The organism is Nocardia sp. GCM10030253 (assembly GCF_042675075.1).
Taxonomy (GTDB): Bacteria; Actinomycetota; Actinomycetes; order Mycobacteriales; family Mycobacteriaceae; genus Nocardia.
In genome coordinates, this window is record NZ_JBHTDL010000004.1 from 730,042 (window position 1) to 754,000 (window position 23,959).

At 65.6% G+C, this 23,959-nt stretch carries 21 protein-coding genes and 1 pseudogene; 7 read left to right on the top strand and 15 right to left on the bottom strand.

The genetic code is table 11. The features are described from left to right. Nucleotides 1-128: 128 nt before the first annotated feature. Nucleotides 129-935 carry an MHYT domain-containing protein gene (locus ACFQZZ_RS07490; protein WP_378675832.1) on the top strand — a complete coding sequence of 269 codons (807 nt, stop codon included), beginning with the start codon at nucleotides 129-131 and terminating at the stop codon, nucleotides 933-935. Here ACFQZZ_RS07490 and eutC read toward each other — a convergent pair. The 9 genes from eutC to ACFQZZ_RS07535 all read right to left on the bottom strand — a co-directional run bounded on the left by eutC (nucleotide 907) and on the right by ACFQZZ_RS07535 (nucleotide 11,139). After that, complete coding sequence (gene eutC, locus ACFQZZ_RS07495) at nucleotides 907-1,746, bottom strand: ethanolamine ammonia-lyase subunit EutC (protein WP_378675835.1); 840 nt, start codon at nucleotides 1,744-1,746, stop codon at nucleotides 907-909. The genes ACFQZZ_RS07490 and eutC overlap by 29 nt on opposite strands. Further along, nucleotides 1,743-3,155: an ethanolamine ammonia-lyase subunit EutB gene (locus tag ACFQZZ_RS07500; RefSeq protein ID WP_378675838.1), complete on the bottom strand. Its 1,413-nt coding sequence runs from the start codon at nucleotides 3,153-3,155 to the stop codon at nucleotides 1,743-1,745. Before ACFQZZ_RS07500 ends, eutC begins: the two co-directional genes overlap by 4 nt. After that, nucleotides 3,152-4,585, bottom strand: a complete 1,434-nt coding sequence (gene eat, locus ACFQZZ_RS07505; protein WP_378675841.1) for an ethanolamine permease — start codon at nucleotides 4,583-4,585, stop codon at nucleotides 3,152-3,154. Before eat ends, ACFQZZ_RS07500 begins: the two co-directional genes overlap by 4 nt. Nucleotides 4,586-4,610: 25 nt before the next feature. Continuing rightward, complete coding sequence (locus tag ACFQZZ_RS07510) at nucleotides 4,611-5,159, bottom strand: DUF779 domain-containing protein (protein WP_378675844.1); 549 nt, start codon at nucleotides 5,157-5,159, stop codon at nucleotides 4,611-4,613. Next, nucleotides 5,159-6,682 carry an aldehyde dehydrogenase gene (gene adh, locus ACFQZZ_RS07515; protein ID WP_378675847.1) on the bottom strand — a complete coding sequence of 508 codons (1,524 nt, stop codon included), beginning with the start codon at nucleotides 6,680-6,682 and terminating at the stop codon, nucleotides 5,159-5,161. Before adh ends, ACFQZZ_RS07510 begins: the two co-directional genes overlap by 1 nt. Nucleotides 6,683-6,775: 93 nt before the next feature. Further along, on the bottom strand, nucleotides 6,776-8,083 hold the full coding sequence (locus ACFQZZ_RS07520) for a transcriptional regulator (RefSeq protein WP_378675849.1): 1,308 nt from the start codon (nucleotides 8,081-8,083) through the stop codon (nucleotides 6,776-6,778). A 96-nt stretch (nucleotides 8,084-8,179) separates the two neighbouring features. Beyond that, entirely contained in the window at nucleotides 8,180-9,064 is an 885-nt protein-coding gene (locus tag ACFQZZ_RS07525) for a PaaX family transcriptional regulator C-terminal domain-containing protein (protein ID WP_378675852.1), read from the bottom strand. Then, the gene (locus ACFQZZ_RS07530; RefSeq protein ID WP_378675855.1) at nucleotides 9,045-10,280 is read right to left on the bottom strand and encodes a kynureninase; all 1,236 of its coding nucleotides are present in this window, start codon (nucleotides 10,278-10,280) and stop codon (nucleotides 9,045-9,047) included. Before ACFQZZ_RS07530 ends, ACFQZZ_RS07525 begins: the two co-directional genes overlap by 20 nt. Nucleotides 10,281-10,284: 4 nt before the next feature. Then, nucleotides 10,285-11,139 carry a tryptophan 2,3-dioxygenase gene (locus ACFQZZ_RS07535; RefSeq protein ID WP_378675857.1) on the bottom strand — a complete coding sequence of 285 codons (855 nt, stop codon included), beginning with the start codon at nucleotides 11,137-11,139 and terminating at the stop codon, nucleotides 10,285-10,287. 85 nt (nucleotides 11,140-11,224) lie between these two features. Here ACFQZZ_RS07535 and ACFQZZ_RS07540 point away from each other — a divergent pair, with 85 nt between their 5' ends. After that, complete coding sequence (locus ACFQZZ_RS07540; protein ID WP_378675860.1) at nucleotides 11,225-12,301, top strand: alpha/beta hydrolase; 1,077 nt, start codon at nucleotides 11,225-11,227, stop codon at nucleotides 12,299-12,301. Between the two features lie 48 nt (nucleotides 12,302-12,349). After that, nucleotides 12,350-12,919 (top strand): GNAT family N-acetyltransferase, encoded by a 570-nt coding sequence (locus tag ACFQZZ_RS07545; RefSeq protein ID WP_378675863.1) that lies wholly within the window; start codon nucleotides 12,350-12,352, stop codon nucleotides 12,917-12,919. On the opposite strand, the gene ACFQZZ_RS07550 is transcribed toward ACFQZZ_RS07545, so the two are convergent. Next, nucleotides 12,910-13,098 carry a hypothetical protein gene (locus ACFQZZ_RS07550; protein ID WP_378675865.1) on the bottom strand — a complete coding sequence of 63 codons (189 nt, stop codon included), beginning with the start codon at nucleotides 13,096-13,098 and terminating at the stop codon, nucleotides 12,910-12,912. The genes ACFQZZ_RS07545 and ACFQZZ_RS07550 overlap by 10 nt on opposite strands. 231 nt (nucleotides 13,099-13,329) lie before the next feature. Here ACFQZZ_RS07550 and ACFQZZ_RS07555 point away from each other — a divergent pair, with 231 nt between their 5' ends. Further along, nucleotides 13,330-14,556, top strand: a complete 1,227-nt coding sequence (locus ACFQZZ_RS07555; protein WP_378675868.1) for a cytochrome P450 — start codon at nucleotides 13,330-13,332, stop codon at nucleotides 14,554-14,556. Between the two features lie 36 nt (nucleotides 14,557-14,592). Here ACFQZZ_RS07555 and ACFQZZ_RS07560 read toward each other — a convergent pair whose 3' ends face one another. Then, complete coding sequence (locus tag ACFQZZ_RS07560) at nucleotides 14,593-15,834, bottom strand: styrene monooxygenase/indole monooxygenase family protein (protein WP_378675871.1); 1,242 nt, start codon at nucleotides 15,832-15,834, stop codon at nucleotides 14,593-14,595. A 175-nt stretch (nucleotides 15,835-16,009) separates the two neighbouring features. On the opposite strand from ACFQZZ_RS07560, the gene ACFQZZ_RS07565 reads away from it, so the two are divergent. After that, nucleotides 16,010-18,610 (top strand): LuxR C-terminal-related transcriptional regulator, encoded by a 2,601-nt coding sequence (locus ACFQZZ_RS07565; protein WP_378675874.1) that lies wholly within the window; start codon nucleotides 16,010-16,012, stop codon nucleotides 18,608-18,610. Between the two features lie 48 nt (nucleotides 18,611-18,658). Here ACFQZZ_RS07565 and ACFQZZ_RS07570 read toward each other — a convergent pair whose 3' ends face one another. Further along, on the bottom strand, nucleotides 18,659-19,252 hold the full coding sequence (locus ACFQZZ_RS07570; protein WP_378675876.1) for a hypothetical protein: 594 nt from the start codon (nucleotides 19,250-19,252) through the stop codon (nucleotides 18,659-18,661). A gap of 478 nt (nucleotides 19,253-19,730) precedes the next feature. Between ACFQZZ_RS07570 and ACFQZZ_RS07575 the strand changes: the two genes are divergently transcribed. Next, the gene (locus tag ACFQZZ_RS07575) at nucleotides 19,731-19,898 is read left to right on the top strand and encodes a hypothetical protein (protein ID WP_378675879.1); all 168 of its coding nucleotides are present in this window, start codon (nucleotides 19,731-19,733) and stop codon (nucleotides 19,896-19,898) included. 61 nt (nucleotides 19,899-19,959) lie between these two features. Here the strand turns inward: ACFQZZ_RS07575 and ACFQZZ_RS07580 are convergent, their stop codons facing one another. Further along, entirely contained in the window at nucleotides 19,960-20,370 is a 411-nt protein-coding gene (locus ACFQZZ_RS07580) for a hypothetical protein (RefSeq protein ID WP_378675881.1), read from the bottom strand. A 324-nt stretch (nucleotides 20,371-20,694) separates the two neighbouring features. On the opposite strand from ACFQZZ_RS07580, the gene ACFQZZ_RS07585 reads away from it, so the two are divergent. Beyond that, a complete protein-coding gene (locus ACFQZZ_RS07585) occupies nucleotides 20,695-20,898 on the top strand; it encodes a cold-shock protein (protein WP_327114982.1) in 204 nt (67 codons plus the stop codon). A gap of 332 nt (nucleotides 20,899-21,230) precedes the next feature. Here ACFQZZ_RS07585 and ACFQZZ_RS07590 read toward each other — a convergent pair whose 3' ends face one another. Together ACFQZZ_RS07590 and tnpA are read right to left on the bottom strand one after the other, a co-directional pair. Next, entirely contained in the window at nucleotides 21,231-23,471 is a 2,241-nt protein-coding gene (locus ACFQZZ_RS07590) for a hypothetical protein (protein ID WP_378675884.1), read from the bottom strand. Between the two features lie 270 nt (nucleotides 23,472-23,741). Beyond that, nucleotides 23,742-23,942 (bottom strand): annotated as a pseudogene (gene tnpA / locus ACFQZZ_RS07595) (IS200/IS605 family transposase); the annotation flags it as partial. Nucleotides 23,943-23,959: the final 17 nt, after the last annotated feature.

Consider the following 23,959-nt stretch of genomic DNA (forward strand, 5'->3'; position numbering starts at 1 on the left):
CGTATCGTCTGACCCGCCGTTGTTTCAATAGCCGGATGTTCTCAGTCCGGTACAGGGGGCGTTGCGTGCTAGATATCCACCATTTCAGTTACGGGTTGTTGACCCCGCTCTTGGCCTACACCATCTCCGTGACCGGATGCCTCCTCGGATTGCAGTGCGCGGCAAGGGCGCGCACCGGGGAGAGCCGCATCGGCTGGCTCGCCGCCGCCGCGATCTCCATCGGCGGCACGGGCATCTGGGTCATGCATTTCATTGCGATGCTTGGCTTTTCGATCCGCGGCACCGAGATTCGCTATGACATCCCGCTCACCGTGATGAGCGCGATCACCGCGATGGTGGTGGTCGGCATCGGCCTGGTCATCGTGATCAGACCACAGCCGACAGTGATCGGCCTGCTGACAGGCGGGGCGATCACCGGCATCGGCGTCGGTGCGATGCACTACACCGGGATGTACGCCATGAAGTCGGATGCGGCCATCACCTACGACGCGAAACTGGTTGCGCTTTCGATGGTGATCGCCGTGGTCGCCGCGACGGTGGCACTCTGGTTCACGTTGCGCGTCACGGGTTTTCCGGCCACCGTCGCCGCAGCGCTGATCATGGGTGTCGCGGTGTGCGGCATGCACTACACCGGGATGGCGTCGATGCACGCGCACCGCAATGACCATGCGATGCCGCCGTCGGGCACGGGCGCGATGGAGCTGATCGCCCCGGTCATCGTGGCGATCAGCGTTGTCAGCATGTTGTTGCTCATCAGCGTCAGCCTCACCGACATCGAGCGCAATATCGACCTGCCGCCCCTGAAGCTGAGCCCAGTTCGCACGGAAAGCAGTGCCGCGCGCAGGATTTCGATCGCGCAGCCGGAACCGCTAGAACCCGCGACCGCGTACTGGCCGACCATCGAGGTCAGTCACGACCGGCCCCGATCGAGATGATCTCCCCGGCGCCCACCGCATCGATGCGCGAGGTGTCCTTCAGATCGACCCCGGACCTGCCGAGCACCCGTGCGCCGGAAACCAAGCCCGCCACCACCTTTGCCGCCTGCGCGTAACCCAGCCCCTCCGGCGGGTGGATATTGGAGATGCAGTTGCGGTCGGCGTCGGTACGGCCCGACCGTGGCAGATGGGTGAGGTAGATGCCGAGGCTGTCGGCCACCGACAGTCCCGGCCGCTCGCCGATCAGCACGACAACCGTTGCCACGCCCATGGCTTCGGCAATGTGGTCACCGAGGGCGACCCGCGCCTGCGTGGCGATCACCGGTGCCGCGATCGAATACCGCGGCGCGAGTTCCTCGATGAGCGCTTCGACCATGGCGGGGCCGTGCTCGGTCAGTGCGCGCGGCGAAAGCCCGTCCGCCAGTACGAATCCGATCTCGGCGCCGCTGTGCGGCACCTGCGACAGCGCGGGCTCGCCGACCGCCGACGCGGCGGGCAACCGACCCAGATCCGGCCTGCGCAGGTACTCGGCACGGTCGCGCGCCCTGCTGCGCACGTGCGCAGCGGCCCCAAGACCCAGGCTCGCGACCTGATCGGCCAAGTCGTCCACGCCCAGCGGGGTGTGCACCGCGTCTCTGGCAGCCGCGTGCGCGGCACGGAACTCCAGCACTCGGCCCGTCGGCAGTGCGTCACCGGTTCGACCGAGCCCGATCCTGGCCTGGGTGGTGCGGCGTAGTTCCTGCCAGAATCGTTGCTCCGCAGCGTAATCCGACAGCACGACAACGTCCGCGTCTGAACCTTCGGTGCTCATCGTGTCCCTGCCAACGCGCGTAGCGGCGAGGCGAGCGGCTCAACGGGCAACACTCGACCGGTGGCATCGATCATGCCGAGCCCGTCCAGCCACGTTTCGAATTCGGGGGCGGGGCGTAGTCCGAGTGTGCGGCGTGCGTAGAGGACGTCGTGGAAGCTGAGGCTTTGGTATCCGAGCATGATGTCGTCGGCTCCGGGTACGGCGATGACGAATGTGGCTCCTGCGGTGCCGAGGAGGGTGAGCAGGGTGTCCATGTCGTCTTGGTCGGCTTCGGCGTGGTTGGTGTAGCAGACGTCGACGCCCATGGGCAGGCCGAGTAGTTTGCCGCAGAAGTGGTCTTCGAGGCCGGCGCGGATGATTTGTTTGCCGTCGTATAGGTATTCGGGGCCGATGAAGCCGACGACGGTGTTGACCAGTAGTGGGTCCAGGTCGCGAGCGACGGCGTAGGCGCGGGTTTCGAGGGTTTGTTGGTCGACGGGTTTGCCGCCGGTGCCCAGGTGTGCGCCTGCTGAGAGTGCTGAGCCTTGGCCGGTTTCCAGGTACATGACGTTGTTGCCGATTGTGCCGCGTTTGAGTGATCGGCCTGCTTGGTTCGCTTCGCGCAGCAGTGCGATGTTGACGCCGAAGCCGGCGTTCGCGCCTTCGGTGCCTGCGATGGATTGGAACACCAGATCGACTGGGACACCTTTCTCGATCAGTCCGAGGGTGGTGGTCACGTGTGAGAGGACGCAGGATTGGGTGGGGATGTCGAAGCGCTGCCGGATCTCGTCGAGTAGGTGCAGCAGGTCGGTGGTCGCGTGTGGTGAATCGGTGGCGGGGTTGATGCCTATTACCGCGTCGCCGCAGCCGAGTAGCAGTCCGTCCAGTACTGCCGCGGCGATGCCGCGTGGGTCGTCGGTGGGGTGGTTGGGTTGTAGTCGGGTGCTCAATCGGCCTGGTAGTCCGATGGTGGTGCGGAAGCCCGCGGTTACCTCGACCGCGCGGGCGACCGCGATCAGGTCCTGATTGCGCATGATCTTGCTGACCGCCGCCACCATTTCCGGTGTCAGGCCCTTGGCAACGGCCGCAAGCGTCATCGCCGCACACTCGCCCGCCGAGACCTCCAGCAGCCAGTCCCGCAGTCCACCGACTGTGAGGTGCGAGATCGCTTGGAACGCGGCGCGATCGTGGGTGTCGATGATGAGCCGGGTGACCTCGTCGGACTCGTACGGCACCACGGGATCGTTCAGGAACTCCAGCAGCGGCACCTCGGCGAGCGCCCACTGGGCGGCGGCCCGTTCTGCGTCGGATTCGGCCGCGCAGCCCGCGAGTTCGTCACCGCTGCGCAGCGGGGTCGCCTTGGCCATCAGTTCGACGAGGCCTTCGAAGGTGTAGTTGGTGCCGCCGATCTGCTGGTGGTAGCGCGTCATTCGAGTTCCTCCTCCGCCTTGGCCAGGGCGGCGAATTCCTCGTCGGGCGAGTTGGCGACCAGCCGGTGGCGGCTGTAGAGGCCGAAGTAGGCCATGAACCCGGCGAAGGCGAGCAGGGTCCAGGTCGCGGCTGTGCGATCGACGAGGAAGGTGGCGATGACCGCGGCGCAGGCGATGACGAGGGCGAAGGCCGTGGTGAGGATACCGCCGGGGGTGCGGTAGGGCCGCGGCATGTTCGGCTCGCGGACCCGTAGCACGATGTGGCTGATCATCATCAGCACGTAGCTCAGTGCCGCGCCGAAGACGGCCATGTTCAGCAGCATCGCGCCCTCACCGGTCAGCGACAGCGCGAAACCGATGACACCGGGCACGATCAGTGCGAGCACCGGCGCTTTACGGTTGTTGGTCACCGACAGGCTGGTCGGCAGATACCCCGCCCGCGACAGCGCGAAGGTCTGCCGCGAGTAGGCGTACACGATCGAGAAGAAGCTCGCCACCAGCCCGGCCAGACCGATGTAGTTGACGATCTTGGCGGTGCCGGAATCACCGAGCGCTTCGACCAGCGGGTTGCCCGAGGCCGAAATCGCCTGCGCGCCGAGCGCGCCGGTGGCCAGCAAAAGCACGGCCGCACCGGTGACGATCAGCACCAGCATGCTGATGATGATCCCCTTGGGCACGTTCTTCTCCGGCTCGCGTGCTTCCTCGGCAGCCAGCGGCACACCCTCCACCGCGAGGAAGAACCAGATCGCGAACGGCACCGCGGCCCAGATCCCGAAGTACCCGAACGGCAGGAACGACGAACTGCCCACCGCGTTCGGATCGGCCGGGATATCGGTGAGATTCCCCGCGTCGAACAATCCCCACGCCGACACCGCGAACACCGCGAGACCGACCAACGCGATAGCGGTGATGACGAACATCGCCTTCAGCGCCTCACCCGCACCCGTCAGATGCACACCGATGAACAACGCGTACACGGCCAGATAAACCCACCAACCATCGGTGATGCCGAACAGATTCAGCGATTCGACATACGCGCCGATGAACGTCGCGATAGCCGCGGGCGCGATCGCGTACTCGATGAGCACGGCCGCGCCGGTGGCGAATCCGCCCCACGGCCCGAGCGCACGCCTAGCGAAGGTGTAACCACCACCCGCCGCGGGCAACGCCGAGGACATCTCAGCCATACCGAGCACCATCGCCAGGTACATACCCGCGATCACCACGGTGGCGATGAGCAGGCCACCGAAACCGCCCTGTGCCAAGCCGTTGTTCCAGCCGGCGTAGTCGCCGGAGATCACATAGCTGATGCCGAGACCGGCGAGGAGTAACCAGCCCGCGGACCCCGACTTCAGGGTTCGCTTCGCGAGGTAGGCACTGTCCTCGGTGTGGAAGTCCTCATGGGCGGGCTTATTGGTGGGGATCGCCATCGCGACCTCCTTCTTGCTGGATGAATCACAGGGTGTTCTGGGATGTTCCGCGATCGGGAACGGGGCAGGCATCGGCCGCTTCTGCGACGACCTGCGGTTGGGTTGGTGGTGCGGGACGTTCGCCGCGCTCCCAGCCCGCGCCGGTCACGGTGTCGACCGTGGCCAGCGCAAGGAGTTCGGCTTGCTCGAAGACTCGTCCGCGACTGAGGAATCGGAACCCCTCGGGCGATTCCAGGCTGAATCCGGAACCACGGCCCGACACGACGTCGAGGACGAGCTGAGTGTGCTGCCAGGCGGCGAACTGCGGGCCCGAGATCCACACCGGCGCGATATCGTCCGGTTCGGGCGGAGTATCGGGCAGCTCGTCGACCAGCAACCGCAGATCGAGCAGTCCGAGCAGCACATCGCGGTCGCCGACCACGAATTCGCCTGCTGGGTAGCACATCGGAGCCGAGCCGTCACAGCAGCCGCCGGACTGGTGCAGCATCAGCGGCCCGTGCAGACCACGGAGGCGACGGAGCAGATCCATCGCCGCCGCGGTGGCACGCACCCGCCGGGGGACCGCATCGACCATCAGAAGAAGCCTTGCGCCTTCGACGCGTAGCCGACCAGCAGGTTCTTGGTCTGCTGGTAATGGTCGAGCATCATGTGGTGGTTCTCGCGGCCGATCCCGGACTGCTTGTAGCCGCCGAACGCCGCATGGGCGGGGTACTGGTGGTAAGTGTTGGTCCACACCCGCCCGGCCTGAATGTCACGGCCGGCCCGGTAGGCCACCGCGCCGTCGCGCGACCACACGCCCGCGCCGAGTCCGTAGAGAGTGTCGTTGGCGATCTTGATGGCGTCGTCGTAGTCCGCGAACGAGGTCACCGAGACGACGGGTCCGAAGATCTCCTCCTGGAAGATCCGCATCGCGTTGTGCCCCGCGAAGACCGTCGGCTGCACGTAGTAGCCGCCGGACAGGTCGCCGCCGAGGTCGGCGCGCTCACCACCGGTGAGCAGCGTGGCGCCCTCACCCTTGCCGATCTCGATGTAGGACAGGATCTTTTCGAGCTGATCGTTGCTGGCCTGCGCGCCGATCATGGTCTCGGTATCGAGCGGATCGCCCTGCCGAACGGCCTTGGTGCGCACCACGGCCGCGGCCAGGAATTCGTCGTAGATATCGGCCTGGATGAGCGCGCGCGACGGGCAGGTGCAGACCTCGCCCTGATTGAGCGCGAACATGGTGAAGCCTTCGAGCGCCTTGTCCTGGTAGTCGTCGTTCGCGGCGAGTACATCGCCGAAGAAGATGTTGGGGCTCTTGCCGCCGAGCTCCAGGGTGACCGGAATCAGGTTCTGTGAGGCGTACTGCATGATCAGGCGGCCGGTCGTGGTCTCACCGGTGAACGCGATCTTCTTGATCCGCGGGCTCGACGCCAGCGGCTTGCCCGCCTCGACGCCGAAGCCATTGACGATATTGAGCACGCCGGGGGGCAGCAGGTCGCCGATGAGGCCGATCAGGAACAGGATCGAGGCGGGGGTCTGCTCGGCGGGCTTGAGGACGACGGCATTACCCGCGGCGAGGGCGGGCGCGAGCTTCCAGGTGGCCATCAGAATCGGAAAGTTCCACGGAATGATCTGGCCGACCACCCCAAGCGGCTCGTGGAAGTGGTAGGCGACGGTGTCGACATTGATCTCCGACAGCGAGCCCTCCTGGGCGCGGATGGCGCCGGCGAAGTAGCGGAAGTGGTCGATCGCGAGCGGGATGTCGGCGGCCAGAGTCTCACGGATCGGCTTGCCGTTGTCCCAGGTCTCCGCGAGGGCGATGGCCTCGAGGTGCTGCTCCATCCGGTCCGCGATCTTGTTGAGGATGACGGCGCGCTCCGCGACCGAGGTCTTGCCCCAGGCGGGTGCGGCGGCGTGGGCGGCATCGAGGGCGAGCTCGATGTCCTCGGCGGTGCCGCGGGCGACCTCGCAGAACGGCTGACCCGTGATCGGGGTCGGATTCTCGAAGTACTGGCCCTTGACGGGCGCTACCCATTCGCCGCCGATCCAGTTGTCGTAGCGGGCCTGGAACGACATGGCGGCATCAGGTGTTCCTGGGCGGGCGAAGACGGTCATCGAATGCTCCTCGTTCTGCGGACAATTTCCTGCGTCAGGTGTGATCCGGAACACTAGAAGCATCCATGTTGCACGACAGTTGCAAGTATTTGGTCAGATGCCCAGTTTGTGATCGAGCAGCGTCAGCTGCATTTTGACCTGGGCATACATCGAGGACTGCCGGTCGAGAGAGGCGAGGTAGGCGGTCCACGCCGCAATGTCTTCGCGCCCGTCGACCGAACTGGTCCAGCGGGCGAGCAGGCGGCGATCGCCCGCCCTCAGCAGGGCGGCGCGCAGGCGACCGCGCAACTCGACGCGCAGTTCGTCGATGCCGGGCGCGAGCGAGCGCGGCAGGACCGGTCCGGGGTAAGCGCGCAACGCCGCCGCGGTATCGCCGCGGGCGAGTGCGCGTCGGACCTCGTCGACATCGGTGTCGAGGTCGATCAGCAGTCGGTACGGGCGGGAGCCGAGGTCGCCTGCGCCCAACATCTTTCGCACCCGGGACAGCTCCGCTCGCACCGTCACCGGATCCAACTCCGATTCATCGAGCAGCATGGCGAGATGGTCTGCGCTCAGGCCCTCCGGGTGGTTGGCCAGGAGCAATAGGATCTCGGCATGTCGCTGTGACAGGCGGATGCGCTCGCCACCGCGGGTCAGGCTCGGCCGGTCCGAACCGAGCACCTGTAGGCGTGCGGTCGTGGGGTCGAGCGGTTTCGGCGAGTTGAGCAGGTGTAGTCGCAGCTCGGATTCCGCGGCCAGCACTGTTGCCCTGATCAGCGACAACACCTCCGGCGCGGCGACTCGTGGGCCGCCGGTGATGTCGATGGCGCCGATGATCCGGCCGCTGAGTGGGTCGTGCACGGGCGCGGCGGAACAGCTCCATTCGTGCACAACGCGGCTGAAATGTTCGGCCCCGAAGATCTGCACATGGTGATCGAGGGCGAGTGCGGTGCCCGGTGCGTTGGTGCCGACCCGGTCCTCGCTCCAGTCGGCGCCTTCGACGAAGTTCATCGCCAGCGCCCGGTCCTTGGCCTTCGAATCGCCCTCGACCCAGAGCAATCGCCCCTTGGCATCACTGATGGCGACGAGCAGTCCGGCCTCGGCGGCGTCTTCGACCAGCAGTTTCCGCACCACCGGTCGAATCAGCGCCGTCGGATGCGCGGTCCGATACCGCTGCAGTTCCAAACCGTCGAGATCCAACCCATCGCCGAAGCTGTCCGGGTTGACGCCGTTGTTGCGGCTGCGGTGCCAGGAATCGAGGACAACCGGCCGCACTGAATCACCGTCGGGGCGGACGGTCGGCAGCCGGTCGACACCCTCGAGGAAGGAGTGGTGCGCGGACGACACTCGCCGCGCCAACTGCGTCACGTCATCATCCGGTCGAACGGCGACCCAGGGGTTGCCGTGCGCTGCTGTGCTCAATCGGTTTCCTTCGTGTTTGCCCGCGACCACTGTAACGCCGGTCACATGTCCTTTTGCTCGCGGGCATACCGCAGGTGATTTCCGGCTGGTATGGAGCTAAAGGAGGGAGCGCCCGTGCTTGTCGACCAGCGCTCGCACCCACCGCCGACTCGGTTCCAGATATCTCTGTCGAGCCTCGGCGAACAGGCGCACGCTGGCGGGGCCTGGCCAGTCGGGGGGCAGCATGTCGTCGGGCAAACCTGGATCGAGGTAGGGGATGATCCGCCACTCGTCGAGTAGGGGAATGAATCGTGCGAAGGCGTTGTGGTCGCTGGTGTCGTCGAACTCGAGGACGTCGTGGTGACGCTCGTGGAAGGTTCGGTGCCTGTCCGCGAGATCGTCCAGGTCCCACCATTGCGCGGCCGCGTCCCGCACTGTGCCCGGCACGGCGGGGTCGGTCGCGCGAAACGAGGTCACGTATTCGTCGAGTCTCAGTGCCGTGACGATCGCGGCTGCTTCCACTGCGAGATATTCCGGGTAGATCCACAGGCCCGCGGACACCGTGCCGCAGCCGATCGACGACAGCCGGCGCCGAAGCTGGTGCCGCGCCGCACGTTCGGACTCCGGAATGCCGAATGACATCAGCCGCCATGCGTCACCTGGGACCATTTGGCGGAATCCGAAGATGCGAGGGTCGCCCCGCGAGAACATCGCTGTCGCGGCGTCGGTCAGGCAATAACCACTGCGCCCGCTCCGACTCTCGGCGTGCAGCACGCCCTTGGCTTTCAGTCGCGTGACTGCCGTGCGGGTGCTCTGTGCCGGAATCCCCAGGAGGACAAGCAGTTCGGTGAAGTCCGCGATCGCGATCCACCCGCCGAGGTCGCGGACGTACGCGCCGAGAACCGTGCGGGCCAGCGAGGTCGCGCTGCCCGGCCGCGAATCGAGGTCGTCGAGAACGGCGCCCGCGATAGCGGGCTGTCGATCAGTGCGTGATGAGTTCATCGCGGATCGCCTTCACTCCGGCGAGAACCTCGCCGAATGTGGTGCTCAGCGGACTGAGGCCGAGCCGGATTCCGTGGGGCGGACGGAAATCGGGAATGACGCCACGCCGCCACAGCTGTGCGGTGATCTCCTGGAATCGGGGATGGTCGATTGTCACGTGTCCGCCGCGGCGGGTGGAGTCCAGCGGTGATGACACCCGGACCCCGAGCGGGAGCAGCCAGGTCCGTGCGAGTTCGAGGGCGAATTCGGTGAGTGCGACCGATTTCGCTCGCACGGCCGCCATACCGACCTCCTCGATCAAGTCGAGGGTGTCCTGGATCGGGATCATTCCGACGATCGCGGGAGTGCCGCTGATGACCCGTCGGATCCCCGGGGCCGGGACGTAGCCCTGCGCCATATCGAACGGGTCTTCGCGACCCATCCAGCCCCAGATCGGTTGCGTGAAATCGGCCTGGTGTGCGGCTCCGACATAGGCGAACGCGGGTGCGCCGGGCCCGCCGTTCAGATACTTGTACGTGCAGCCCACCGCGAAATCGACTGTCCACCTATCGAGTTCGATCTCCACCGAGCCGGCCGAATGACACAGGTCGAGCAGCAGCAGAGCTCCGGCGTCATGGACGGCGGCACATACGGCGGGGGCGTCCAGGAGGTACCCGGACCGGTAGGCGACGTGACTGAGCACGACGAGTGCGGTGCGTTCCGACAGGACGTCGGTCACCTCTCGTGCTGTGACGCCGCCGTCGAAATCGGGTTCGATCCACCGCAGCGTCAACCCGAGCTCACTCGCGATGGACTCGAGCAGATAGCGGTCGGTAGGAAAGTTGTCCCGGTCGAGGACGATCTCGGTGCGGTCGGGCCGCAGCGTGATGGCGCCGCGGGCGAGCTTGTACAGCAGCACGGTGGTGGAGTCGCCGACCGTGGTCTGCCCGGCGGCCGCGCCGAGGACCGCGGCGCCGATCCGGTCACCGATGGTCAGCGGCAGGTCGAACCATCCCTCGTCCCAGCCGCGAATGAGTCGACCGCCCCACCCTCCGGTGACAAAGGCGGCGAGTCGTTCGGCGGTCGCCCGGGTGGGACGGCCGAGGGAATTGCCGTCGAGATAGGCGACGATCTCCGGGTCGTCACTGCCGAGAAACCTGGTGGGATACTCGCGCAGCGGATCGGTTTCGTCCAGTTCGCTTGCGCGCATGGCGAAGTCGGTGGGTGTCGTCGTCATATGGTCACCGTCCGATCTCGGTGCGTACGGCGAACAGTTCAGGGAAGAAAGTGAGGTCGAGTGCGCGTTGCAGGAACCCGGCGCCGCTGGATCCGCCTGTCCCGCTCTTCATCCCGATGACGCGCAGCACCGTGCGTAGATGCCGGAATCGCCACAGCTGGAAGTTTTCCTCGAGATCTACCAGTTCCTCGAATGTTTCGTACGCGGACCAATGTTCTTCCGGGGCTTCGTAGATCGACTTCACCAGGGGAAGCAGATTCGGGTCCATGACGTAGGCCACGGTGACGTCCCGGTCCAGTGTCGAGCGAGGCACGTCGAGCCCGGTGCGGGAGAGGTGGCGCCAGAATGCGTCGTAGAGGCTCGGCTCGTGCAGGAGGGTCGCCAATTCGTCGTGTGCCGCGGGATCGGATTCGAAGACCGGCAGCATGCCGGCGTTCTTGTTGCCGAGGATGAACTCGATGGCACGGTACTGATGGGACTGGAAGCCCGATGCGTTGCCGAGGAAGTGACGGAACTGGGCGTATTCGGTGGGCGTCAACGTCGCGAGCACGGACCACTGCTCGGTGAGGGTCTTCTGGATGTGCTTCACCCGCGCAATGCATTTGAGCGCGACGCCGATGTCGTCGGCGTCGAAAGCCGCACGTGCTGCCCGTGTTTCGTGCAGAACCAGTTTGAGCCACAGTTCGGTGGTCTGGTGCTGAACGATGAAGAGTAGTTCGTCGTGATGCTCCGGTCGGCTGACCGGGTGCTGCGCGCTGAGCAGGGTGTTCAGGTCGAGGTAGGCGCCATAGCTCATGCGGGAGCTGAAGTCGGTGACTATGTCCCGTTCGAGTGCGCGTGTGTTGCTGTGGAGGGTCATCGGGGGCCTCGTCGTTCTGCTGCGGTCTCCACACCGTATTGCATTATTATGACGCACGCTAGAGTTGTGTCATATGGAGGGCTGGATGAGTCATCGTGATCTACGCGTTGTCGTCGGGCCAGGTGCCGTCACGGATCTGCGCACCGCCGACGAGCTGCTGTCGCGATCCTTGAAGGCCCGCGGAGTGACAGGCGAACTGGTGCCGACGGCGAGTGCGTCGGAGTTCGAGACCGCCGTCCACGCCGCCGCACCGCTCGGCGAGTTCGTCGTGGTGCCAGGTTCGTTGTCCCGCAACCTCGCCGACGTAGCAGTCATCCGGGTGGATTTCGGGCAGTGTGAGTCCGATCGTTCCGCGGGAGTGCGCGCACACATCCGTGGGCGCGGGCTAGGCGGTCTCCGTTATGCCGTCGACAGCTGGTACTTCCATCGCTTTCACCCGCCGACGGTCGTTACCTACGGGCGGCACCCCCAGCAGCGTGTGGAGATGCGAATCCCGTCCGGCCCAGGGCCCTTTCCGGTGGCGGTGCTGATTCACGGCGGGTATTGGAAGCCGTGGTGGGACAGCGATCTGATGGACGCGATGGCAGTCGATCTCACCGCGCGCGGCTACGTCACCTGCAACATCGAATATCGCCGTCCCGCCGAATCCGACTGGGCTGCAACGACGAATGACGTGGCGACGGCATTTGCCACGATCGCAACGACACAGCGGACGCACCGGCTCGACCTCGATCGTGTCGTCGTATTCGGTCATTCGGCCGGCGGGCAGCTGGCGGTGCGCTTGGCAGCCGATACCGCGACATTGCGACCTGCGTTGGTGGTGAGCCTGGCGGGAGTGCTGGATCTACGGATCGCGGACCAGCGCAGGCTTGGGGACGGCGCGGTATCGGCCGCGCTCGGACACCGGTATTCCGACGAATCCGAGGTCTACCGCCGGTCGTCACCGATCGAGCGGCTGCCGATCGGCGTGCGCCAACTGGTGGTGTGCGGGCTCGACGATGAACCGGACCTGCTCGAGATCAGCAGGCATTACACCGACCGCGCGAAAGCGTCGAACGATCGGGTCGACATCCTCGAGTCGCCGGGTGGCCATTTCGCGGTGATCGACCCGGAAAGCGAGATCTGGCAGCAGACAGCCGAACGAGTATCCGAGTTGTTGTGAGAACGGGTTTCCAGGTCAGCGACTCGATGTCCAGTAAGGTCGGAAAGTGTGCTGCATCCGGAGTATCCGATAGCCACCCGGCGACTCTTGCTTCGACCCGCGACCGTCGCGGACATCGATGACATACATGCCTACAAATCCCAGCCGGAAGTATGCCGCTACTTGCCGTATGAACCGATGTCTCGCGAGGATGTCGCCGAGCGGATATCAGGGGTGTGGTCAAGGACCGAACTGACCGAAGCAGGGCAGGCGCTCAATCTGTGCGTCGAGGAGACGACGTCCGGTCGGTTGCTCGGAGACGTCGTCTTGTTCTGGCGTGACGCCGGGAACCGTACCGGTGAAATCGGATACGTGTTCTCTCCCCGAGCGGCAGGGCATGGTTACGCAACAGAGGCGGCTGGTGCGCTCTTGGGATTGGGATTCGAAGGACTGTCGCTGCATCGCATCACGGCAAAGGTGGATGCACGCAATGACGCATCCACCCGAGTACTGGAGCGGATCGGGATGCGTCGCGAAGCGGTGCACCTGCAGGACTGGTGGTCCAAGAACGAGTGGAGCGACACCGTGGTGTACGCGATGTTGGAACACGAATGGCGCAGCCAGGTCTTTCACAGCTGATACTGCGACAGCTCCAATGCCGCCATCTCATTCTCGATGGCATTGGCGGCGAAATTCAGTCCCATGGACCGCAATTCGCACACCCGTCGATGCAGCGCACGAATGCCTCCCGATTGGGCCGCGATATCGGCGACACTGATCGGCCCATCGATGGAGGCCGTCACCGATCGAAGCTCCATGTCATCCCACCTTCCTGACGCGCGCGATCCGGACGATTCGCGCAACCGAGGCGCTTCGGCATGACGATGCCCGGTTAGGTAGGTGCCGGGCATCGGTAGTGACGGCGCTACCGATGCCCGGTACCTACCTATTGGACAACTCTTACGGCGACCCACCTCTTTTCTTGCGCGACATCGCCTGCGTTTGGAGTTCCGCATTTGACCACCCCACAGCCTCCGTCTCAACCCGAGATGAGCTCGGTCCCGCATCACAGCTCGCCCGTCGACACCGACCAAGACCTCGTTCCGATGTATTCGCCGGAGTTCGCCGCAGACCCGCATCGCGCCTACCGGGAGATGCGCCGCCGCTACGGCGCCGTCGCGCCAGTGGAACTCGCGCCGGGCGTGCCCGCGACCTTGGTGATCGGATACCGCAACGCGGTGCGGATCCTCAACGATCCCGAGCATTTCCCCGCCGACCCCCGCACTTGGCAGCAGACCATTTCCGCCGAGTGCCCCGTGCTACCGATACTCGAGTGGCGTCCGAATGCGCTGCGCAGCGCGGGGGCCGAACACGCCCGCTATCGGCAGGTCATTGCCGACAGCATCAACGGCGTCGATCTGCATGCCCTGCACGCCACCGTGGAGGGGATCGCGGTTCCGCTGATCGATGCTTTCCGCGAGACCGGTGCGGCCGACCTGATCAGCCAATACGCCTTCCCGCTCGCATTCGACGCGATCAATGCCATGCTCGGCTGCCCACCGGAGATCGGGCAGCGGGTCGCGAGTGCCACCGCCGCGATATTCGAAGGCAGCGATGCCGCGCAGGGCAACGGGATGCTGTCAGAGGCATTGGGGGAGTTGATCACTAGGAAACGGGCCGAACCCGGCGACGACATCACCACGCGGTTGCTCCAGCACCCGACCAAGCTCGATGAGTCGGAGCTGATCCATCAGCTCGTCATCCTGTACGGCGCGGGAATCGAACCGCAGCAGAATCTGATCGCCAATACGCTGCTGTTGATGCTCACCGACACCCGCTTCGCCGGCGACGTCCTCGGTGGCAGTCTGTCGACACGCGACGCCATCGACGAGGTCTTGTTCACCGACCCGCCGCTGGCGAACTTCTGCGTCAGTTATCCCCGGCACCCGATTCTGCTCGACGGCCTCTGGTTACCCGCCCACGAACCAGTCGTTATCAGCATGTCCGCCTGCAACAACGACCCTGCGATCAGCGCCGGTCAACTGACCGGCAACCGCTCGCATCTGGCGTGGAGCGCGGGACCGCACGCTTGCCCCGCCAGATCCGCGGCGTATCTGATCGCCCAGGACACAATCGACCAGCTCCTCGACGCCTTGCCCGACATGCAGCTGGCTGTCCCGGCCGCCGAGCTGGTTTGGCGACCGGGTCCGTTCCACCGTGCTCTCACCGCACTGCCTGTCGTCTTCCCCAGCTCTCCGCCGCAGCACGTGTCCTGACGCGGGAGGGTGGTCGTGGCTGTGGCAGCGGTCTCGCTAGGAGACAGCCGTGCGGGCGTTTCGCTCGCCGTGGTTGTCCGGTTGTGCACCGGCACTGAACTCGGACATGTTCGCGGGCTGGGCGAAAGTGTCGGCTAAAGCATTGGCCAGCACAGCATCTTCCTGCGCGGCAAGCATCAGCGCCTGCATCGCGGGGGGAGGGTCGAGCATCGCCATCGTCCAGCGCGCCGCGGGATGGGCGATGGCGGTCAGCCAGGGCTGTGCTGTCGATTCCATCCAGGCTCGGTCGTACAGACCGCTGGTATTGCTCAGAATTGCTTCGCTGTAGTGGAAGGCGCAGTGGACGGCATTGTTGGCGCCCTGTGCGCCGCCGGGGTCCATCCGGCACACGACATCGCCGCCACCCAGCACCGGTGCGCCGGACGGCAGGGTTCCGACCGGCTGCCGCATGGTCGGCGTCACCGCACCGACCAAAGTGGCCCCGCTGTCGGTCACCTCGGCGCTCCGGTACCGATCGGCAAGTGCCGCGGGCAGATAGCGATTCAGCAGGTGCGCGGCCTGCCGCCACCGCTCGGTGGCGCTGCCGTGCGGGCCGAACACGTCCAGTCCACCAGCGGGTAAAGCCTCGAAAAGTAGCATCTCGCAAGGCCTTTCTTGCCCCGGCGGGCCGGTGAGTCCCGGATAGGAGATCACCTCGCCGTACCCGGGGAGCGATACATAGGTTCCCATGTTGTCCGCGTCCGGCTGTACCCCGTCGAGGTAGAACACCGCCAGTCTGCGCTGCGGGCCGGTCGCGACATCCCATGCCGGGTCGGCAGGGAAGCATGCGGCGAGTTCGCGTGATGCTCGAGTCACGATCGTCAGGTCGTAGTCGGCGGTTCGCCGATCGAGTTCCGGCAGCGGCAGGTCGGTGATCTCCAGATCGCCACCCGCGGCGACGAAGTCGGCGAGCCGGCGGGCGAACACGGTCCGCTGGTCGACGCTGCGGGCCGGTCGACTGAGGCGGCCGGTCCAGCCTGCCACCGGATTGCGGTCGATGGCCATCGTGAATCGGATGCCCTTGATCTCAGGGGCGGTCGCGTCCCAAACGCCGAGGCCGGCTTGCGATTCGAGATCCAGTGTCGTGGGGAACTTGACCTGTGTGCTGGTCACGGAGCCGGACAGGATGGCCTCGGCGTTCCGATCGGTCACCAGGGTGACCGAGGTGCCGCCGCGCCGCAGTTGATGAGCAAGAGGTAGGCCACACTCGCCAGCCCCGAGTATCTGTACTCGTCGCATGTTGGATCCTTCCGGTCGTGGAGTCGCCTTGGCGATGGGGCAATACTCGATGGATAGGTAGGGCTCGCACATCGGTGGATGCAATGCGATGGCTTGTGGCGCGCGTCTCTCATCGGGTGCGGCCCGACGTCGACTCGTTCGTGCGGTCGGCGCAGGGCGACTACTGTGCATCGATGTGTCTGTGCGACGGTCATCGGGCATTGGTGCTCTGCCAGCGGCTACCAGTGATTTCGTCGGTCGAGAACGCGAGCTGGAAAAGATCGCGACGCTGCTGCTGGATTCCGCGCGCCTGATCACACTGATCGGTTCGGGCGGGATCGGTAAGACTCGCCTCGCCACCGAGGCCGTCCACCGCTACCACAAGGCCCGACGGGTGCCGGTCTATTGGGTGCGGCTGGCTCGACTGTCCAAGGCGTCCGACGCGACAGCGGTCGAGGACGAGGTCGCGCAGGCGATCGTCGATGCCGATTTCTCCGGTCGATCGGCGTGGGCTGCCCTGGTCGACACACTCACCCGCTCCGATGCTGTCGGCCGCAAGTGGCAGACGATCCTGGTGATGGACAATTGCGAGCATGTCCTGGACGGGGCAGGCCGATTGATTGCCGAACTGCTCGACGCAGTGCCCGGCCTTACCGTGCTGGCGACCAGCCGCGAGGCGATCGGGTGGGTAGACGAGCAACTGGTGCCCGTCGGGGCGTTGCCAAGGGAACAGGCGCTGACATTGTTCCGCAAACGCGCGGAGCTGGCGGGTCACGCCATCGCGGATGATCAACTCACGCTGGCGGATTCGATCTGTCGGCGCGTGCACAACCATCCGCTCTATATCCGGCTGGCCGCCGGTCGGCTACTGCGCCAACCGCTGCCGATGATCCTGCGCGATCTCAGCGGAGGCGTGACGGATCGACGGCTGCAGTGGTCGCATGGTCCCCGCGTCGGCGCCGATGAGCGGCATCAAGGCATTCGCGATGTCATCGGGTGGTCGTTCGAACTCTGCGGAGACAAGGAACGTCTGCTCTTCGAGCGGATGTCGGTGTTCGCCGCGGGCTACGACGTCGACCCGGACGACGGCGGCGCGTCGGCTCTCGATGTCGGAGCAGAGCGGGAAGCGATCGAGGAAGTTTGCGCCGACCTCGACCTCGCCGCTGACGGCGCGGAAGTGCGCATCGCGAGGGACGAAGTCGAGGGCCTGCTCGAGCGTCTGGTGGATCAGTCGCTCGTCTCGGTCCACCTGACATCGACCTCGGTTCGTTATTCGCTGTTGGAGAGTTTCCGTGTGTTCGCTCAGCAGCGACTGCGCGAGCGGTCGACGGGCGGGGAGTGGGTGCGGCTGACCCGCAGGCATCGTCGCTACTACCGGGACAAGGTTGCCCGCGCGCAGGCAGAGTGGTTCAGCCCGGCGGAGCAGCAGCTGCTGGATTGGGCGCGCGCAGAATGGGACAACCTGCTCTGCGCGATGGACGGCAGTCTTGCCGCGCCCGAGGAAGCCGCGATCGGTCTCGAAATCGCGATCGGACTTATCTCGATGCGTGTTCCGTTCTTCAGAGGTTCGCTGCGCGAGTCCCGTCGTTGGGCGGAGCGGACGTTGGCGGCCACGCGCGACCTCGATCCGGCGCCGGTCGAGCTCCAGGTATCGGCCATGGCTTTGATCGGCTGGATCAGCATGTGCCAGGGCGAGCACGACGATGCCGAGCGGATGCTCGACGAATGCGTCGCCGCCTGTGTCGGGGACCCTGAAGTCCTGGCGAGCTGGCGCGATTCTCCCGAGCGTGATCTCGGCCTTCCCGCGCCGGTGGAATTCACGAGAGGTGGCGAGCTGCTGCTGGTGCGGTGTGACGCGCGCGCGGTGGCGGTGCTGGGGAGCGCGCGCGAGAAGTTCACTGCCCGAGGCGATCTCGGCGGTGCGGCGATGAGCGAGTTATTCGAGGCGATGGCCGCGGGGTTTCTCGGCACCGCGGCGCAGGCGCTGGACATCGCGCGGCGTCATCTCGACAATGCCACCGCCTCGGAGGCGGGGTGGGCGAAGTCCTGGGCCGAATTGGCCTGGGCTATCGCGCTGACCAAACATGGTGATCCGAATGCGGCACTCGCGGTCGTACGCACAGCACTAGCCGATCAGCTCTCGATGCGTGATCAGTGGGGTGTCATCTGGGCGGTGCATATTCGGACGTGGGCGCTGGCGCGGATGGTCGAGGACGCGCGGTCGGTGAACGGCGCCGCATCGGATCGAGTGCGGGCATGGGCCGCGGAAATCGCGCAGCTCATCGGTGGGGCGTCCACAATGCGGCAGCGGGTCGGGGTGAATATCGCGAACTTGGGCCCCTTCGCCGCCGAGACCGTCAAGGCCATCGACATAGCTCGCGATGTGCTCGGGCCCAAGGACTTTGCCGCCACCGAGCTCGAGGGCTCGATGCTGCGGCCTGAGCACGGCGAGGTGGTGCGGCTGGCTTTGGGCGCGCTGTCCCTGGACAAGCTGAAGGTGGATCATCCGGTCCGGCAGAGCCGCCGGTCGCCATGGCACGAGCTGTCGACCGCCGAGCAGGAGGTAGCCACATTCGCCGCGGCCGGCTGGACCAACACCGCGATCGCCGCCCGTCGCGGAAGCTCGTTCAAAACCGTTGACGCTCAGATGGCCACGATCTTCCAGAAGCTGATGATCACCTCCCGAGCCGACATCACCACGCTCGTTCCCGCCGACCACCGAGCTGAGGTAGCGAGGGCGGCCGCAGGCCGACCGCCGGATCAGCGGCAGCGGAAACCTCGGCCCCGAAGCTCCTGAACGCTCCAGCCGTCGGATCGCTCGGATCTGCCTCGCACAGTGCCGTGCTCAACGAATCTGGATGTTCCTGCTGGTGCTGCGGAGCCAAGCGTCGACGATGCTGGTGGCCACGTCTGGTGTGGGATCGGCCTTGATCATTGCGCTGAGGCGTTGGGCTTGTGCTGTGGTCGGTAAGAATCCGATCAGAAGAGCAGGGAGAAGCAGGCGCCTGGCCAATAGTTCCTGCGGTGACGTCATATGTGGTCTGCGGACGACCGAGACGTTGACCCGAATTGCGTGTTCGTTGCCGGAGGGGACTCCAGGCCGATCCGTCTCTATCGCTGCGTAACGAAATCCATGTGCGAGGTTACAGGCCGAGCAATTCATGGGGCCACGGCTGAGCCGATCGCCGCAGTAGTCGCAGGCGATCCGGTCAAAAGCCGCATCGACCACCCGCCAGTCATGTCGATCGGGTTCTCCGGCGACGAGCCGGGCTACTTCTTGTTCACACTCGCCATTCCAGTCGTGGAAGAACTGTTGCCACTCGTCGTCGATGATGTCGTCGATGAGGTGCGAACATCGGCGGCACTGAGGCGCTCCACTGTACTCGTAGCCACTGCATTCGTCACACCGGACAAGGGCGGCACCGACAGTTGGTCTCATGGGCCTGAATCCTTGTACGGCCGTGGCGCTGTCGCCAGCAAATTTGGCGGAAGCGGGCAACTCTGCATTGCAGGCTCCCCAAATTCCGCGCGAGCTCCGCTCGGTGTCCTGTCGCAGTAGTTGGTGAAGTTACGGCCCACCCGCCCTTCGGTTTTCGGCAACAGCAGCTCCCACTGCTTGTCCGTCAACACCTGATACCGATCAGTCACCAGCCTCGCCACAGCGGACAAGCCCCAGCGGCCCACCCCGAACGGACTACTCAGTCGATTGGGAGACAGAACCTAGCGTGCCTGCGCACGGATTCGTGGAAGCTCGAAACCTCCCACCTGGCACCGACGAATCGGTTCACCAACGAGCAGGCGCACACCGCGATGCAACGGCACATCGAATGCGGCACCGACACGTGCGCCGCCAAGCGCGCAGCGCGAGCCGTCCTGCTCGAGGCCGGGAAGATCCAGCTCGACCTGAGGGTGGGGCGATGATGGGCGAGCTCTGCGACGAAACGCCACGCTGGCAGCTGTCACCAACAGAGCCCGCCTGGATCGCCAGCCGCGAACGAGCACACGGCATCGTCACCATCCGCGACATCCCCGCGGACGATAAAGAAGCCGCAGCGGACTGGGCGATGGAACGCCTCGGGATTTAGACCTCGACACGATCAAGCCGCCCCCGCTGGGAGTGGGCCTCTTCCTTGTGCCGCGGTGCGGTCAGTCCGTCAAGGTGAGTACCTTCGCCTGTCCGGAGACGACGATGTCGTTCTGATCGACCAGGGCCACCCGTAGCTGCATAACCGCACCCGACTGCAACGGTGCTTCGCCGGTCGCGCCCGTCAAGGGGATGGTGGCGACGTGTCGGGTGCCGTCGCAGGTGGGATTGTGCTGGGAGCCGAGGGCTGCGGGACGTTCCGCGGTGGGTTCCCCTGCCATCGCCTGGATGGTTTTCACCCCGGCGGCGGCGTCGCAGTTGTAGCTGACCGCGACGGTGCTCGGTGTGGCACCGGTGATGTCGACGGTGTCTTCGGCGAGCGCGGGGGCGGCGGCCAGTACCAAGGCCGCGCCCATCGCTGCGAAAACGGTCGCGATGCGGGCAGAGCGCTGACAATTCCGAGTAGTCACCATGGATCTTCGTTCCTTCCGTGTGGCGGAGACGGATCGCTGACACAACCAGAAGAAGAACGCGGCCCTCATCTCACCGCACGCTTCTATGGTCCAACTTCAGGCCGCGTCGCGTGGAAGAACCGCCCTGACCGGCGCGTCGGTCGCCGTCAAGGCCTGATTCGGCAGGGCGAGGCGGCGGTCGCGGCCGGCGGCTGAGGGTCGGTTAGCTCACACTCTGCGATATTTATGCAGGGAAAACCGCCGATCCATGGCATGGTTGTCCAGTGAGATCAGGCTTATCGCAGTGATCCGCTTGGCTCATCTACAGAAAAGAATTAAAAAGCAATGACTCAAGGCAGTGTGAAGTGGTTCAACAGCGAAAAGGGCTTCGGCTTTATCGCGCAAGACGGTGGCGGTCCTGACGTCTTCGTTCATTACTCCGCCGTGTCCGGCTCGGGATTCAAGTCCCTTGAAGAAGGACAGCGCGTGGAGTTCGAGGTCGGCCAGGGACAGAAGGGGCCGCAGGCCCAGGACGTCCGCGCTATCTGATCGACGCAGCTTGGTAAAGCCTCGCACCCTCTGGGTGCGGGGCTTTTGCGCGTTTCGGCCACGGGCTGGCTGCGGCGCGCTATCTATCCGCCGCACACCGCCGTACTGATCGCCTTGCGGCGCAACGGGTTACCGCGCCGGGTCCGTCGGCAACCTGCTCGGCCGCTGTTGCGGCGAGTCCGAAAGTCCGCGCCGGGCAACGTGGGGCAGTCGCGAGCAGGCGGTGCGGGCGCTCGGGCGGGGGCCGCGTCGAACTCGGCGACGACCCCCGTCCGGCATGCTTCGCCGCCGCCGTGCGCATCTTCGGCGGCCGCGAAATTCGCGTCGTCGCGCTATGTGTCCGCGGCGATCAGTTCCCGATCCGGCTCTTCCGACGGTCGGTCGTCGGCCGGGAGTTCCTGGCTGCGGCGGCGTGGCCGTTGGTAGGCCCATTGCAGCAGGCCGATTCCGACAACGCCGGCCGCGGCGGTCGCGATGCCGATCTGCCAGCCCGGCGGACCCCAGGTGAGGATCAGCTCGGCGTTGTCGGTGCCTGCTGGAATGTCGACCTTCAGGAAGGTGCCCGCCACGGTCGTCAACGGTATGTCCTTGCCATCCAAGGTGATTCGGTGGCCAGGCCAAGCCAGCCGCGCGAACACGACACGACCGCCGCTGAGCGAGGTGACTCGGGTACGGCTGGTAAAACTGTCGCCGGATGTCGGCGCGGCGGTCACACCATCGGTATCGGCGATCACGCCGTTCTGGGTGGAGATGAGGCCGTTTTCCCGTTCCAGTACCGAGATGTAGCGTTCGTGGCCCGGGTAATCGACCCACTTCCAGCCGGATGGCGCGGCGTGGTCGCTGGCGTCGGGATACTGTGCTCGATGCAGCACTACCCGGTCGACCTTCATCAGGTCGACAATCGTTCTGCCGGTGGACGGTTCGGTGGCGAAGGCGCGGCGGAACGCGTCCGGGCAGGTGCTGCCGTCCCAGGCCATACACAACACGGCGCTGAACGCGGCGTGGCCGATGGGGGTGTAGCCGTTGACGTAGTCGAGCTCGAGGTTTTTGGCGTAGTTGCCGATGGCGAGCGACCCGTAGGCGCCTTCGAGGTTCTTGTCCGCCGGTCCCAGCAGTGCGCGGTCGGCGAGTTGCAGTGTGACACCGTCGAAATCGGGGAACGCCGCGGTCATCGCCGAACGCCGTTCCGGGAAGTTGTAGGACATGGGGGTCGGTGGGGCGCCCTGCACCTGGGCGTAGGCGATCGGGAACATGGCCACGATTGTCAGCACACACGCCAGCGCCGTTCCCCGGGTGCGGGCGAGCCATACCACCCCGGCGCCGACTGCGGCGACCACCGCGACCGCGACGATATGGCGCACGATAAGCGACGGAGCTGCCGAGAAGGAACGCACGAACAGCAGTCCGATGAGGACCGCGGCGGCGATGGCGCGGCGCCGCAACGACGCGAATGTGCCGTAGCGGCTGAGCAATACGCAGACCAGGACGAGCAATGCGAGGGCGACCATCGGTAGCACGCGTGCCGGCCAGCGCAGTGGGCCGATCGCGCCGGGGCCGGCGGTCCACATCAGCACCGCCGACGCGAAGAGAACGATCCCACTGAACTCTCGGACCGACTGCCTCGCCGCCTGCCAGCCGATGAATGCCAGCGCCGGAATGAGGAACCAGGCTATGTAAACCATCGGCAGTGGCTGGACATGACCCCACCATGCGGTAAACGCGGGCGTAGTGCTCGGCAGGCTCGCGTTCAGCGACTCCGACCAGGGCACCGTCAGGAATGGATCGTTATGGATCTGTGCGCTGCCCCGCCAGGTGGCCTGCGAGGAGAGTATCCCGGGCAGGTTGGCTACCGCAGCCGCCAGTGCGGCGCAACCGGCCGCCGCCAACAGTCGCATCGATGGCGTCCAGTGCCGCTGATAGATGACCTCACCGGCGGCGACCGTCGCGATCATCAACCCGGATTCGACAGCGGGAAAGGCGTATTGAACCGAGAGCGCCAGATAGAGGAAGGCGAAGACCGGGATCGGGCCACTCTGGCCGCGCGCGTAGCGCACCGCTGATGCCCAGGCATGCACCAGCCACGCCGTGGCCGTGTGCGAGGTCACCCAGCTGGCCTCGTCGAAGAACAGGAACCAACCGCTCAACGGGAAAGCGACGCCCGCCACCGCCGCCCACGGGGCTCGGGCGCCGTAGGCCAGGCAGATTCGGAATACGCCCAGCCCGGCGATGATCGAGAAGACGAGTTTCACCACCGTCGCGTACACAGCGAGGTTGTCCATCGACGGCGCGATCAGATAGATCAGCAACTGGGGCGGGTTGTACAGCCCGGCCTCTTCCAAGGCGTAGTTGCCTGCCATCCATTCCCACGGCACGAGCGCGGGAAAGGTCCCCTCGCGCAGTTGCCTGCCGAGCATGACCCACATCGGGGCGTACTGGGCTTCGGTGTCGTCGGTGTAGTAGTGCCGAGCGTCCGCCAGCAGCACCGCCACGTACCCGGCGATCACTCCGACTGCGGTAACCGCCCCCCACTTGTGGATCTCTTTTCGCGATTCGATTACCGCACTTACCCTCACGAACTCCGGACCGTATTCGAATCGAGCAAACAGAGCAAGACGAAGAGATGGCCGGGTGCCCGCCAGCGGTAGGACGATGTCGATGACGTCGGCTCGAATCTCTGTTGTTGGCGGCTGAGCTTGACCCTGACACGGTGAGAGGAACTTTGCTGGAGCCGTGTCCACATACATCGGGTCCGGCCCGTACTGCTACCGGGTGTGGGCCAGTGCGCAGCCCTTCAGGGCGGTGGTGAAGGCCCCACGCGGGAGCCCGCCAGGGCCGAGCGTGCTCTAGACGGGGCGGTCCTGTTGCTCGATGTACTGCCGCAGCAGCGAGATCGGTGCGCCGCCGACCGACCCGGCGAAGTACGACCCCGACCACAGCCTTTGGGCGCGCCAGTAGTTGTGAACCAGGTCGGGGAACTCTTGGCGCAGCCTGCGCGAGGACACGCCTTTGAGGGAGTTCACCAGCCGCGACAACGCGACCTTCGGGTGCGGGCAGGTACTTT